14 protein-coding genes are annotated in these 13,602 nt (G+C 61.7%); 9 read left to right on the top strand and 5 right to left on the bottom strand.

Features of this window, described 5'->3' with window-relative positions; translation table 11 throughout:
- Positions 1-78 precede the first annotated feature (78 nt).
- Together ACQRBT_RS01890 and ACQRBT_RS01885 are read right to left on the bottom strand one after the other, a co-directional pair.
- Positions 79-693, bottom strand: coding sequence for an NAD(P)-dependent oxidoreductase (locus tag ACQRBT_RS01890; RefSeq protein WP_060753688.1), 615 nt, complete (start codon positions 691-693; stop codon positions 79-81).
- 34 nt (positions 694-727) lie between these two features.
- Entirely contained in the window at positions 728-1,594 is an 867-nt protein-coding gene (locus ACQRBT_RS01885; RefSeq protein ID WP_060753687.1) for an MBL fold metallo-hydrolase, read from the bottom strand.
- Between the two features lie 105 nt (positions 1,595-1,699).
- Here ACQRBT_RS01885 and ACQRBT_RS01880 point away from each other — a divergent pair, with 105 nt between their 5' ends.
- Both ACQRBT_RS01880 and ACQRBT_RS01875 read left to right on the top strand, forming a co-directional pair.
- Positions 1,700-2,605 carry a LysR family transcriptional regulator gene (locus ACQRBT_RS01880; protein WP_161549696.1) on the top strand — a complete coding sequence of 302 codons (906 nt, stop codon included), beginning with the start codon at positions 1,700-1,702 and terminating at the stop codon, positions 2,603-2,605.
- 100 nt (positions 2,606-2,705) lie between these two features.
- Positions 2,706-2,885, top strand: coding sequence for a hypothetical protein (locus ACQRBT_RS01875; protein ID WP_060753685.1), 180 nt, complete (start codon positions 2,706-2,708; stop codon positions 2,883-2,885).
- On the opposite strand, the gene ACQRBT_RS01870 is transcribed toward ACQRBT_RS01875, so the two are convergent.
- Positions 2,878-3,753 carry a helix-turn-helix domain-containing protein gene (locus ACQRBT_RS01870; RefSeq protein ID WP_412047707.1) on the bottom strand — a complete coding sequence of 292 codons (876 nt, stop codon included), beginning with the start codon at positions 3,751-3,753 and terminating at the stop codon, positions 2,878-2,880. The genes ACQRBT_RS01875 and ACQRBT_RS01870 overlap by 8 nt on opposite strands.
- 189 nt (positions 3,754-3,942) lie before the next feature.
- On the opposite strand from ACQRBT_RS01870, the gene pobA reads away from it, so the two are divergent.
- Both pobA and ACQRBT_RS01860 read left to right on the top strand, forming a co-directional pair.
- Entirely contained in the window at positions 3,943-5,127 is a 1,185-nt protein-coding gene (gene pobA, locus ACQRBT_RS01865) for a 4-hydroxybenzoate 3-monooxygenase (RefSeq protein WP_412047717.1), read from the top strand.
- Between the two features lie 67 nt (positions 5,128-5,194).
- Positions 5,195-6,712 carry an MDR family MFS transporter gene (locus ACQRBT_RS01860; RefSeq protein ID WP_412047708.1) on the top strand — a complete coding sequence of 506 codons (1,518 nt, stop codon included), beginning with the start codon at positions 5,195-5,197 and terminating at the stop codon, positions 6,710-6,712.
- A 130-nt stretch (positions 6,713-6,842) separates the two neighbouring features.
- On the opposite strand, the gene ACQRBT_RS01855 is transcribed toward ACQRBT_RS01860, so the two are convergent.
- Together ACQRBT_RS01855 and ACQRBT_RS01850 are read right to left on the bottom strand one after the other, a co-directional pair.
- Positions 6,843-7,679, bottom strand: coding sequence for a cache domain-containing protein (locus ACQRBT_RS01855; protein ID WP_090366194.1), 837 nt, complete (start codon positions 7,677-7,679; stop codon positions 6,843-6,845).
- A gap of 48 nt (positions 7,680-7,727) precedes the next feature.
- On the bottom strand, positions 7,728-8,492 hold the full coding sequence (locus ACQRBT_RS01850; protein WP_060753105.1) for a transporter substrate-binding domain-containing protein: 765 nt from the start codon (positions 8,490-8,492) through the stop codon (positions 7,728-7,730).
- Positions 8,493-8,894: 402 nt separating this feature from the next.
- Here ACQRBT_RS01850 and ACQRBT_RS01845 point away from each other — a divergent pair, with 402 nt between their 5' ends.
- The 5 genes from ACQRBT_RS01845 (at position 8,895) to ACQRBT_RS01825 (ending at position 13,552) form a co-directional block, all read left to right on the top strand.
- Positions 8,895-10,265 carry a glutamine synthetase family protein gene (locus ACQRBT_RS01845; RefSeq protein ID WP_412047709.1) on the top strand — a complete coding sequence of 457 codons (1,371 nt, stop codon included), beginning with the start codon at positions 8,895-8,897 and terminating at the stop codon, positions 10,263-10,265.
- Positions 10,266-10,366: 101 nt separating this feature from the next.
- Positions 10,367-10,966, top strand: a complete 600-nt coding sequence (locus ACQRBT_RS01840) for a class I SAM-dependent methyltransferase (protein ID WP_412047710.1) — start codon at positions 10,367-10,369, stop codon at positions 10,964-10,966.
- A gap of 122 nt (positions 10,967-11,088) precedes the next feature.
- On the top strand, positions 11,089-12,222 hold the full coding sequence (gene rnd, locus ACQRBT_RS01835; protein WP_060753108.1) for a ribonuclease D: 1,134 nt from the start codon (positions 11,089-11,091) through the stop codon (positions 12,220-12,222).
- Positions 12,219-12,512 carry a YcgL domain-containing protein gene (locus tag ACQRBT_RS01830; protein ID WP_412047711.1) on the top strand — a complete coding sequence of 98 codons (294 nt, stop codon included), beginning with the start codon at positions 12,219-12,221 and terminating at the stop codon, positions 12,510-12,512. Before rnd ends, ACQRBT_RS01830 begins: the two co-directional genes overlap by 4 nt.
- A 107-nt stretch (positions 12,513-12,619) precedes the next feature.
- Positions 12,620-13,552 (top strand): D-2-hydroxyacid dehydrogenase, encoded by a 933-nt coding sequence (locus ACQRBT_RS01825; protein ID WP_104995809.1) that lies wholly within the window; start codon positions 12,620-12,622, stop codon positions 13,550-13,552.
- Positions 13,553-13,602: the final 50 nt, after the last annotated feature.

Genomic DNA, 13,602 nt, shown 5'->3' with positions numbered 1-13,602 from the left:
CTGGAAGAACGCGGTGCCTGGATTAGGGCGGCTGCGCCCCCCAGCGCGGGGCAAGCCCGCTCACTACAAGGCGTACGATCAGTAGCCGACGGTGAAGCGCTGGCGGGAGTGCTTCGGTGATTCAACTTCGTCGATCAACGCGATCGCAAAGTCAGCGAAGCTGATCCAACTGCGGCCTTCGCTGCTCACCAGCAAATCATCCTGGCCCAAACGGAATTTCCCGGTGCGCTCGGTTTCCACGAACTCCGCCGATGGCGACAGGAATGTCCAGTCCAGTTCCTTCTCCTGACGCAGCGTATCGAGAAACTCCGCGCCCGCACTGGCTTCCGCCTTGTATTCGGCAGGGAAGCCCGGGCTGTCGATCACACGGCTGCCACCTGGCAGCAGCAACGAACCGGCACCGCCCACCACCAGCAGGCGTTTCACCCCGGCCTTTTTCACCGGGCCGATCACCGCACTGGCGGGCAGAGTGGAAAAGTGCGCGGCACTGATCACCACATCATGGCCGCTCACGGCCTGTTGCAGGGCGTCGGCATCCAGGGCGTCGACTTGCTTGGCGGTCACGCCTGGGCGTGCCGTCAGTTTGTCGGTATTACGGGCGATGGCGGTGACGGTATGCCCACGGCGCAGCGCTTCTTCCAGCAGTTGGCTACCGGCACGGCCGGTGGCACCAATGATTGCAATCTTGCTCATGACATTCTCCAGTACGGTCAGGGTTTAAAACCAATCACCACTTCATTTCGCCCTTGGCGACTTTGGCGCTCAGTTCCAGCGAACTTTCATCGGCGAGGGTCGGGTAACGCTTCTTCATGGCTGCGATCAGGGCAGCGGAGTCCTTGGCCTTGGCGGTCTCGATATCGAAGGCTTTGATGTAGTCGGCGGTAAACGCCACGGATTTGAGCGATGGGCTGCCCAGGTAGTGGCCTGGAATCACCGTGCGCGGTTTCAGTTGTTCGATACGTTGCAGCGTTGCCAGCCAATCTTTGTGGGACTGCGCGCTCTGGGTGTCGGCCATCCACAGGTGGATGTTTTCGGCCACGACCACACCGCCGACGACGGCCTTGATCGACGGGATCCACACAAAGCTGCGATCCGGTTGCGGGCCGTCCAGGCCGACGATCTCCAGTTGCTCGCCTTCAAGGGTCAGGCTGTGGCCTTCAAGCACTTGCGGCACGAGGGTTTTGGCCGGTTTGTCGGCGCCCATTTTCGGGCCCCAGAAGTCCAGTTTGCCGGCCACGGTGGCCTTGATGTGGTCAACCACCGGTTGCGGTGCCAGTACCTTGGCGTCCGGGAACGCTGCGGTCAGGGTATCGAGGCCGAAGTAGTAGTCCGGGTCGCCGTGGCTGATGTAGATGGTGGTCAGGTGTTTGCCGCTGGCGCGGATTTTCTGCACCAGTTGCTCGGCCTGGCCTTTGCCGAATTGCGCATCCACCAGGATCGCGTCGTTGGCGCCGCTGACCAGCACCGAGCTGACCGGGAATATCGCGGCTTCGCCTGGGTTGTACACGTCGAGTTTCAGCTCGGCCGCTGCCGCGTGGGCTGCGAAGGCGAGGGCGGCGGTGGCCAGGGTCAGGCGTTTGAAGGTCGAGAACATCGGGCAGCTCCTGCCATCGGTAAGGGGTGTACAGAGCTTAGTTGCACCAAACGCAACAAAAAATGCGATGCTTGGACATAGTTTGTTTCTAAAATCGGGCAAATCATGGATCGTCTTCAAGCAATGCGCGTGTTTGTGACAGTGGTCGACTTGGGCAGTCAATCGGCCGCCGCCGACCATCTGGATCTGTCGCGTCCGGTGGTCTCGCGCTATTTGGCCGAGCTGGAAGACTGGGTTGGTGCGCGCCTGCTGCACCGCACCACGCGCAAGCTGAGCCTGACCGCCGCCGGTATCGAAACGCTGCCTCGGTGCCGCCAGATGCTGGAGTTGTGCAACGACATGCAGGCTGCCGTCAGTGAGCCGGACGAAGCGCCGCGTGGCCAGTTGCGGCTCAGTGTCAGTAGTTCGTTCGGCCAGGCACAGTTGGCGGATGCCGTGGCCGAGTACATCAAGCAGTACCCGTTAGTGAGTATCGACCTGCAAATGCTTGATCGTACGGTGAACTTGGTGGATGAGCGTATCGATCTGGCCATTCGCACCAGTCTCGAACTGGACCCCAGCCTGATCGCCCGCAAGCTGACGCTCTGCCGTTCGGTCATCTGCGCCTCGCCAGCATATCTGCGCGAACATCCACACCCTCGTCAGGTGCAAGACCTGGTGCAGCACAATTGCCTGACGCACTCTTACTTCGGCAAAAGTCTCTGGCACTTCACCGAGAATGCAGAACCGGTGTCGGTGGCAGTGCAAGGCAATATCACCGCCAATGAGGCAACGACATTGTTACGGGTGACATTGGCAGGGGCTGGTGTGGCGCGGCTGCCCAGCTATCAGGCGGGTGACTACATCCGTAGTGGTGAACTGATCCGTTTGCTACCGGAGGCCGAGCCTCAGCAAATGAATGTTTATGCGGTGTATGCGTCGCGTAAACACATGTCTCTGGCGCTGCGTAGCCTGCTGGATTTCCTTGTGCTCAGGTTTCCGGAAGAGCCTTTGTGGGACAAAGGTCTTTGAGCGGATATAAACCGATTGAATGACGCCCGATAATGGCAAGTCGCTCCGGCTGACCTATGCTTAAAACAGCACTGTGTAGATCCGTTCAGAGGTCTGTGCCATGAGCATCAAAACCAGAAAGTACCTGATGATTTTCACCCTCAGCGCATTTGCCACTGCGCTGTACGGGACTGCCGCCTACCGCGTTGAACAGACACGCATGCAGCCGGCGGCATTCGCGATCGGTTGTCATCAGGACCAATGCGTTCCCCGCACCGGCAGTTTCAGCGCGCTCAGGTAGGCTGCCCGGCCTTCAATTGCTCGCGAAACGCCTTGGGTGAGAACCCGACCCGTCGGCGAAACAGCCGAGAGAAATTCGTCGGGTCAGAAAACCCCAACACCTCCGACATTTCATTGATGGTCATGCTGGTGTAGGTCAGCAGGCGCTTGGCTTCCAGCAACTGGCGGTCGTGCATGATCTGCAAGGCCGGTTGGCCGCCCAGCTCCCGACATGTCCCGTTCAGGTGCGAGACCGAGATGCCCAGCTTGTGAGCCAGGTCTTCGATCTTGGGGTGCTCGCGGTAGTGCTGTTCGATCAACTGGGTGAAACGGCGGAAATACTCGCGGCCACGGGGCGGCCGTGGGTGGCGACGCTGAATGGCCTGGCGGCTGATCCACACCAGCAGCACGCTGACCAGGGCATGCATCATCATGTCCCGTGCCGGCTGATCATCGGCGTACTCGTCCTGCAAACGTGCGAACTGGCTGTTGAGGTAGTCGCTCTCCTTGCCGGCCGGATAATTGCCCAAGGTCTGCAGGCCGCCGGCCGTACTGCCCAGCTGCGTCTGCAAGTGGCTGACCAGCGGGGCCGACAGTGTCACCACGTAGCCTTCCACATCTTCTGAAAACCGGAACCCATGTACGCATAACGGCGGCAGCACCTGCAGCGTGGCTTCGTCGAGCGTGGTGTGCTGGCCTTCGATTTCCAAGTGCGCCTGGCCTTTGTGTACATAGAGCAACTGGCACAGATCCGCGTGCCGGTGGGGCTGGATTTCCCACTGGTATTCCCGACTCCTTCGGGAAATGGTTTCGCAGTGCAACAAATCGGGCGTAGGCCATTGCTGGCTTTCCCCATAAAGCTTGAAGACCGGAATCGCGGTTTTGGTCATGGTTTCAATCCGATACTCAGGACAGTGGTGCGGTAATCGCCCAAATTGGCAAAAAGCGCAGGTTTTGTAGCAGTTCTCACCTTCTTATGCTGCCCGCTCAAGTGAAAAATGTCAGCCACAAGACCAATGACAACTCTTTCACTTGATCAGTTCGGGTGAAGCCAGCAGGTGATAAGAATAATGAAAACGCTGAAGACTCAAGTCGCCATTATCGGCGCCGGTCCTTCCGGATTGCTGCTCGGCCAGCTGTTGCACAACGCCGGAATCCAAACCCTCATCCTAGAGCGCCAGAGCGCCGACTACGTGCAAGGCCGCATCCGCGCCGGGGTGCTGGAGCAGGGCATGGTCGACCTGCTGCGCGAAGCAGGCGTCAGCCGACGTATGGATGCCGAAGGGCTGGTGCATGATGGTTTCGAGCTGGCACTCGATGGCCAGTTGACCCACATCGACCTCAAGACCTTGACCGGCGGCCAATCGGTCATGATCTACGGCCAGACCGAGGTCACCCGCGACCTCATGGCTGCCCGCGCCGCTGCTGGTGCCGTGACGTTGTACGAAGCGTCCAATGTGCAGCCCCATGATCTGAAAAGTGAGCGTCCCTGGGTGACCTTCGAGCACCAAGGCGAAACCTTTCGCCTGGAGTGCGACTACGTTGCCGGTTGCGACGGCTTCCACGGCGTGGCCCGGCAGTCGATCCCGGCCGAGTCGCTGAGCGTTTTCGAACGGGTCTACCCCTTCGGCTGGCTGGGCATCCTGGCCGACACGCCGCCGATTCATGCTGAACTGGTGTACGCCAAACACGCGCGCGGCTTCGCCCTGTGCAGCATGCGCTCAGCGACCCGCAGTCGCTATTACCTGCAAGTGCCGGTGGACGAGTCGCTGGAAGCCTGGCCGGACGAGCGCTTCTGGGACGAACTGAAAACCCGCCTGCCCGGCCCGCTTGCGCAACAGTTGGTCACCGGCCCGTCGATCGAGAAAAGCATCGCGCCCCTGCGCAGCTTCGTGGTGGAGCCGATGCAGTACGGGCGCCTGTTCCTGCTTGGGGATGCCGCGCACATCGTGCCCCCCACCGGCGCCAAGGGCTTGAACCTGGCGGCCAGCGATGTGAGCACGCTGTATCGGATCTTGCTCAAGGTGTATCGCGAAGGGCGGGTGGACCTGTTGGAGAAGTATTCCGCGATCTGCTTGCGTCGCGTCTGGAAGGCCGAACGGTTTTCCTGGTGGATGACCTCAATGCTGCATCAGTTTCCGGAAGCGGACGGCTTCAGCCAGCGGATTGCACAGAGTGAGCTGGAATACTTCATCCACTCGCAGGCGGGGCGTCAAACCATCGCGGAAAATTACGTCGGACTTCCTTACGAAGCTATCGAGTAGCCTGCTATCGTATCGAGCATTCCCGCAGGCCTTTCCTGCCTCGCGGGCTCTGCTCGAAGGTTGCGCCGTGACTCACCTGAATCAGCCCGCCCCATCCGTCCCCGCCGTACGCAGTGTGCTTGTCGCCTTGATGATGGCGATCTTCCTTGGCGCACTGGACCAAACCATCGTCGCCGTATCGATGCCGGCCATCTCCGCGCAATTCCATGACGTCAACCTGCTGGCCTGGGTGATCTCCGGCTATATGGTCGCGATGACGGTGGCGGTGCCGATCTACGGCAAGCTCGGCGACCTGTACGGGCGGCGACCGATGATGCTGATCGGCATGGGCGTGTTCACCCTGGCCTCGCTGTTCTGCGGCATGGCGCAAAGCATGGAGCAACTGGTGCTGGCGCGGATTCTCCAGGGTATCGGCGCCGGCGGCATGATTTCCGTGAGCCAGGCGATTATCGGCGACATCATCCCGCCTCGTGAGCGCGGGCGTTACCAGGGCTATTTCAGCAGTATGTACGCGGTGGCCAGCGTGGCCGGGCCGGTGTTGGGCGGTTATATGACCGAGTATCTGTCCTGGCGCTGGGTGTTCCTGATCAACCTGCCCCTGGGTGCCGGTGCCTGGTATGTGGCCCATCGCACGCTGGTAGGGCTGCCGGTGCCGCAACGCAAACCGATCATCGACTACCTCGGCACCGTGCTGATGATCATCGGCCTGACTGCCCTGCTGCTGGGCATCACCGAAATCGGCCAGGGCCATCATTGGCGTGATGAGCAGGTATTGGGGTTGTTGGCCTGTGCGTGGGTGGCGCTGAGCGTGTTTGTGTGGCACGAACGCCGGGCGCGCGAGCCGTTATTGCCTATGCACCTGTTCGCCAACCGCAGCGCGGTGCTGTGCTGGTGCACGATTTTCTTCACCAGCTTCCAGGCGATTTCCCTGACGGTGTTGATGCCTCTGCGTTATCAGACGGTGACCGGCTCGGGTGCCGACAGCGCCGCCTTGCACCTGCTGCCGTTGGCCATGGGCTTACCGATGGGCGCCTACTTTGCCGGGCGCATGACCTCGGTGACCGGCCGTTATAAACCGATGATTCTCACCGGCGCGCTGTTGAGTCCGTTCGCCATTCTGGGCATGGCCTACAGTGCACCGCAGGCAGTCGGGCTGACGGCGATTTTCATGCTGCTGTGCGGCATCGCTGCCGGCATGCAGTTCCCGACGTCCCTGGTCGGCACACAAAACTCCGTTGAGCAGCGTGACATTGGCGTCGCTACCAGCACTACCAACCTGTTCCGCTCATTGGGCGGGGCGGTGGGGGTGGCGTGTATGTCGGCGCTGCTGCTGGCGCTGTTGCAGGATTCCAGCTTTGCCCACCTGGCCAGCGGTGCGTTGGTTACCGAGGGCAGTTCCGGCAACGTGCTGCTCGACGGCCTGAACGCCGCGCCAGGCCCGGCGCAGGATGCCCTGCGCGGAGAGCTGGCGGTGACGTTCCGACATCTGCTGATGGTGAGTGCGGCGGTGTCGCTGCTGGGGTTGGCAGCGGCGATTGCAATGCCCAATCGCCTGCTGCGCGGGCGCGAAGACAAAGCTAAATAACCGACAGGGCGAAAAACAACTGTGGGAGGGGGCTTGCTCCCGATGGCATTGTGTCAGTTAACGATGTTTTCACTGAACCACTGCCATCGGGAGCAAGCCCCCTCCCACAGTTGATGGGTTTCAAGCCTGATCAGGGGCTGTAGTACCCAACCGCCACCATGAAATGTCCGGTCTTGCGCAAGTACGCATGTTTGTTTTCCACCTTGTCGGTGACCGGGTTTTTCCAGCGGTATTTGTATTCACTCTGGTCCTGTTGGGTCATCAGATGCAGGATCGGCTCGCCGACGGGCTTGCCGTCCGGGTCCTTGATCTTGCTGAAGTCGGTGTTGACCAGTCGCAGGTTGGTGCCGTGGGCCACATAGCGCCGGGTATCCAGGTCCACTACGAACACATACAGATCATCCTGCAGGAACCCACCTTGCAGTGAGTTGATGGCCTTGAGCGTACCGGCCTCATCCTTGACCAGCGCCTTCACCGCCTTGTCGCGCAAGGCTCGCGCTTGTTCCGGAGTCGCCCGCGGCAAGTAGTAACCCACCGCCAGGATGCGCTGGCCCACGCGCTGATAGAACACATGCTTGTGTTCGACCTTGCCATCGTTCCAGTTCTGCCAGCGGTAGTCGGCCTGTTGGATACCTTGGCCTTCGGGGGTGGCCAGCGCCTGTTTGAACGAGGCTTGCAGGTCCGGGCCGAGCTGTTCGGACACGTTGCGACCGATCAAGGCGGAAGACGGCCCGCCGCTGGCCAGCAGCACGCCCTGGGTGTCGACCACGAACACGTAGCGGTCGTGGTCGATAAACTCGCCCTGGCGGCTGAACGCGGCCAAGGCCTTGTCGCCGTTGCTCTGATAGTAAGCCAAGGCTTTTTCCAACAGGGCCTTGGCGGCCTGGGCATCGTCATTCGCAGTGGCTGTGTGCACCGGGCCGAAACACAACAGCAGCAGCCAGGTGAACCGGAGTAGTCCCTTCATTACCCATCCTCTTCTTATCAGTGTGACAAGAGCGTAGACGGCTGCGGCTCAGGGTGCCGCCAACCACTGGCTGACAATGCCTTCGTACTCCCCGGTGGCCACGCTCAGGTGCAGCCATTGGTCGACGTAACTTTTCCAGGCCACATCATCCCGGGGCAGCAGGAAGGCTTTTTCGCTGTACTGCATCTGCCGCTCCGGGTTGACCGCGCACAGCCCGGGCTTCTGTTTTTGCTGGTAGCGCGCTTCGCTGGCGTCGGTAATCATCACGTCGGCCTTGCCCGCCAGCAGTTCGTCGAAGATCGTCACATTGTCATGCAGGCGGATCTGCGCCTGGCCCAGATGGGCGCGGGCGAACACTTCATTGGTGCCGCCGGCCGGCTCGATCACCCGCACCTGCGGCTGGTTGATCTGTTCGACGCTCTGGTAGCGTTGCACATCGGCGCAGCGCACCAACGGGATCTTGCCGTCGACGCCCAGCGGTTGGCTGAAGAAGGCTTTTTTCTGGCGCTCCAGCGACACGGAAATACCGCCCACGGCGATGTCGCAACGTTGAGCCAGGAAGTCCGGCATCAGGCTTTTCCAGGTGGTGGGTACCCAGTGGATCTTGGCGTTGAGGCTCTTGGCCAAGGATTCGGCCATGGCAATGTCGATGCCTTCATAACGGCCATCGGCGCGCAAAGCGGAGTAGGGCTTGTAGTCGCCGGTGGTGCACACGGTCAGCGTCCCGCGTTGAAGCACATCGTCCAGGCGCGAATCAGCCAGGGCGTAGGAGGTCAGACTTGCCAATAAACAGAAGGCCAGCGGAGCTTTCATGCGGTCGAGTCCTTGGGGTATGGGCGGGGCGGTCATTATTTCCAGCGGGCCCTGGGATGGCAAATGTTTAGCCGAGCCGCAACCACACTCCGCCAACCCTGAATTGAACACCGGTTGTGCGCGTGTGACGCTGGCCGGCATCTAGCTCACGGTGATCCGTACATGGATGGTTCCCCCGACACCCACCCCGAAATATCGCCCCGCGCTTTAGTGCCGAGCGGTTCGACGGTCGTCGAGGCGTTGCCGTCCGAACTGGCTTTCTGGGCGCTGTTCCATTGCCGTCACGCCCGCCCACCGGATACCTCTCTCCTACGTTGATTCGCCCCATGGATGACGCGCACCTGTGCGCATCTGCCCGACGGCGCCTGTGCGCCTGCCTGATACAAACGTATGAGAATTGCCATGAGTGTTTTTGCCGGCCTGCACGAAGCCCAAGCGTTCCTTGAACACAACCCGGACATCGAGATGTTCGAGCTGTTTATCCTCGACAACAACGGTGTACCGCGCGGCAAGTTGCTGCACCGCGATGAACTGCTGGCGGTGTACCAAAGCGGCCGGCCGCTGCCCAGCACCATCCTTGGCCTGACCATCAACGGTTATGATGTGGAAAACTCCGGGTTGGTGTGGGATGTCGGTGATATCGACTGCCGCGCCTACCCGGTCAGCGGCAGCTTGCAGCGGATGCCATGGCGGCTGATCCCGACGGCGGCAGTGCAAGTCAGCATGCACCCCACCGAAGGCTTGCCGGCCACCGTGGCCGACCCCCGGCATTTGCTGGCCAAGGTCATCCAGGGGTTGAACGCCGATGGATACTACCCGGTGATGGCGGCGGAACTGGAGTTCTACCTGCTCGACCAGAAGCCCGACCGCAACGGCCGCCCGCAACCGGCGCGAGATGCGGATGGCAGTCGCCCACGCTCGACCCAGGTGTATGGCCTGCGCGAGCTGGAGCAGATCGAGCCGTTTCTCGCCGACCTCTACAGTGCCTGCAAAGTGCAAGGCATCCCGGCGCGTACGGCTATCTCCGAATATGCCCCAGGCCAGGTGGAAATCACCCTGGAGCATCGCGCCGATGCGTTGCAAGCCATGGACGAAGCGGTGCGCTACAAACGCCTGGTCAAGGGCGTGGCTCACCGACACGGCATGACCGCCTGCTTCATGGCCAAGCCGTTCGCCGACCTGGCGGGCACCGGCATGCACATGCACGTCAGCCTGGCAGACGCTCAGGGTCACAACCTGTTTGCCAGCGACGCGGCCGACGGCACACCGCTGCTGCGCCAGGCGGTGGGCGGCATGCTCGGCACCTTGCTCGACTCGCTGCTGATGTTCTGCCCCAACGCCAACTCCTACCGTCGCTTCCAGACCAACAGCTACGCGCCGCTGGCCGCCACCTGGGGGGTGGACAACCGCACTGTCAGCCTGCGCATCCCTGGCGGCCCGGCGAACTCGCGGCATATCGAGCACCGCATCTGCGGCGCCGATGCCAACCCTTACCTGGCTGCCGCCGCGATTCTGGCCGGTATCCATCGGGGCATCCGCGAACAATGCGACCCCGGCCCTGCGGTGCAAGGTAATGGCTACGCCCAGGCCACGGCGCTCCTGCCCACCGACTGGCTCACCACCCTGCGTGCAATGGAGGCTTCAACCTGGGCGCAGGAGGCTTTCGGCCGTGAGTTCCTCGGGGTGTTCCTGGCGGTCAAGCGCGCCGAATATCGTCAGTTCATGGGGGAGGTGGGTGAGCAGGATTGGCGCTGGTACCTGAACCAGGCCTGAAGGGCGTTGTAGTCGTGACGGTTTCGACCTTTTTTTCACGTTGCGATGGTTAAGCTGTGAATCAAGGACGCTTACTACCGTTTCGCTTACATGAGCCCGCGATGTCGCCACATTCACCATCCTCCATCGAGATCGAATTCACCGAGCGCTGTGACCGTGAACATGCCCGGGTGTGCGGTGACACCCGTCCGCCAAGGCTGTTGCAGCGCCTGGCCGCGTGGCGGACTGCGCGGCTGGTGCGCCATGCGTTGAGCGTGGCCGGCGAGCCGGGGCTGATCCTCGACCTGGCCTGCGGCTCGGGGCGGTTCTGGCCGGTGCTGGGCGAACACGTCAACCGGGTGATCCTGGCCTCGGACAACTCCCAGGCCATGCTCGATCACGCCCGCACCCATCATCCGGCGACGTTGCTCAAGCGGATCAAGACCTTCCAGGGATCAGCGTTTTCCATTGGCTTGTCGGCGAATGCGGTGGACTGCATTTTCTGCCTGGAATTGTTTCGCCACGTCCACGACAGCGAGGTGCGCCTGGCCTTGCTGCAAGAGTTTCATCGGGTCAGCCGTGACACGGTGATCGTCTCGGTGAGCGCACGCGCGCCGGTGGAAGGCGAATTCCGTCAGGCCGGTTTCAAGATCCTGAATTACCAGGAATTCCTCCCAGGCTCCCAGTTATGGCGGGTCTACGTTCTGCGTAAGAGAGGATAAGTCCCGCTCGTCGGACTATTCTCCATTTCTTGTCGGAGTTTTCATGATCGTGTGTGCACTGCGAATGCTCGCAAGCCCCTTTCGCGATATATACTGCGCGCCATTCTTCAAGGGAGAGCCGTGTGGCCATCGATATTCACTGGATCTGCGACAACGATAGCCTCGGCCAGCATTGCGCCGAATGGCAGCAGTTGCCATTCGTTGCCCTCGACACCGAATTCATGCGGGTCGACACTTTTTATCCCATTGCCGGGCTGATCCAGATTGGTGATGGCGTCCGCGCTTACCTGATCGACCCCCTGACCATCGACAACTGGCAACCGTTGGCCGCCTTGCTGGAAAACCCAGCGGTGATCAAGGTGGTGCATGCCTGCAGCGAAGACCTCGAAGTGCTGTTGCGCCTGACCGGCAGCCTGCCGGTGCCGTTGTTCGACACCCAATTGGCCGCGGCCTACCTGAACCTTGGTTTTTCCATGGGCTACTCGCGCCTGGTGCACGCCGTGCTCGATATCGAGTTGCCCAAGGGCGAGACCCGCTCGGACTGGCTGCAGCGGCCATTGTCCGAGACCCAAGTGAGCTACGCCGCCGAAGACGCCGTGCACCTGGCCGAGGTCTACACGCGCCTGCGCCCGCAACTGTCTGCCGACAAGTACGCCTGGGTGCTGGAAGACGGCGCCGAACTGGTGGCCAACCTGCGCCGCGAAGTCGACCCGTACGAGGTGTACCGCGAGGCCAAGCTGGCGTGGAAACTGTCCCGCGCCCAACTGGCGGTCCTGCGCGAACTGTGCGCCTGGCGCGAACAGCAGGCCCGCGCGCGTGACCTGCCGCGCAACCGCATCATTCGCGAACATTCGTTATGGCCCCTGGCCAAAACCCAGCCGGATAACCTCACCGCCCTGGGCAAGATCGAAGACATGCACCCGCGCACTGTGCGTCAGGACGGCCAGTTCCTGCTGGACCTGATCAAACGTGCCGCTAGCGTGCCCGCGGACCAGTGGCCGCCTGCCGTTGCAGAACCCTTGCCGGTCGAGGCTGCCGCGCTGATCAAAGCACTGCGTGCCCAGGGCCAGGCGTTCGCCGAACGCCTGGAGATGGCGCCGGAACTGATGCTGCGCAAGAAAACCCTCGAAGCCCTGGTCAAGAGTGGCTACCCCGATGGGCCTTACCAATTGCCAGACTCGCTGCGTGGCTGGCGCCGCGAGTTGATGGGCCAGGCGCTGCTCGACAGCCTGGCCACTGCCGGAGAACAGCCTTGAAACGTATTTGCTCCATCTACCGCAGCCCGAAACGTGCCGGCATGTACATCTACGTACTCAAAAGCGATGCTTTGGAGCGCGTGCCCGAGGGTTTGGTCACGGTGTTCGGCAAGCCGGTGCACGCGTTCGACCTGGTGCTGACGCCCGAGCGCAAGCTGCAACAGGAAGACATCGTGCAAGTCCTGGAAAACCTCGACAAGCAGGGCTACCACCTGCAAATGCCGCCGGCCGAGGACGAGTACATCGAACACTTGCCCGAAGAGCTGCTGCGCCGCAACGACCCGGTGTAATCGATCAGTGCCCGGTTCAGGGCACCTTCTTCCATGGACTCGTATTAGTTGGCGGTGGCCGTAAGGATGCGGGCGGCCGTCTGCACTGTTTTTGAAAGGTTTGAACCATGCGTGTTCTGATTGCTGAACAGGATCACCCGCTCTACGCCCAACTGCTGCGCGCAGCGGCTCCGGACCTTGAAGTACTGACCAGCGGCGATTCCGCCGAACTGTCGCGCCTGGCCGCCGATTGCCCGGTGTGGCTGGGCCAGCCGGACCTGCTGGCGACCCTGTTGCGTCAGGGCCACCAGCCGCAATGGTTGCAATCGACCTGGGCGGGTATCACGCCGCTACTGGCCGAAGGCTTGCCGCGCAACTATCGCCTGACCCGTGCGGTCGGCATCTTTGGCCAGGTCATGGCCGAGTTTGTACTCACCTACATGCTGGGCCATGAGCGTGAAGTGCTGGCGCGGCTGGTCAGCCAGGTTGAGCGCAAATGGGACAACCGCCTGGGCCAGAGCCTGGCGGGGCGCAAAGTGCTGGTGGTCGGTACCGGCGATATCGGCCAGAGCGTGGCTGAGTTTCTGTTGCCGTTTGGCGTCGAGCTCTACGGTATCGCCAGCACCGCACGTGAGCAGGCGCCATTTATTGAAGTGGCCGCGCTCGATCAATTGGGCCGGTTGGTGGGGGAGGTGGACTACGTGGTCAACCTGCTGCCCAACACGCCCGACACCCATGACCTGTACGACGCGGCGCTGTTCAAGCAATTCAAGCCTACCGCGTTGTTCATCAACGTCGGGCGCGGCGTGGCGGTGGTCGATGCCGATCTGGTCGAGGCGTTGAAAGAAGGGCACCTGGCCGGCGCGGTGATCGACGTGTGCCGCCAGGAACCGTTGCCGCAGCGCCACCCGTTCTGGACCGCCTGGGGCCTGCTGCTGACCGGGCACAGTTCGGCGCCGACGTCGCCTGCGAAGATGGTGGCGTTGTTTGTGCAGAACCTGCGGGCGTATCAGGCCAAGCAGGCGTTGCGCGGGGAAGTGGATTTCGCGCGCGGTTACTGACTGCACTCGGAACACATTGTGGGAGCGGGCAAGCCCTGATGCGTATCAGT

It is taken from the genome of Pseudomonas sp. R19M (assembly GCF_050312585.1).
GTDB lineage: Bacteria > Pseudomonadota > Gammaproteobacteria > Pseudomonadales > Pseudomonadaceae > Aquipseudomonas > Aquipseudomonas palleroniana.
The sequence above is the reverse complement of the archived record's forward strand: the minus strand, read 5'-3'. Positions and strand labels throughout refer to the sequence as shown.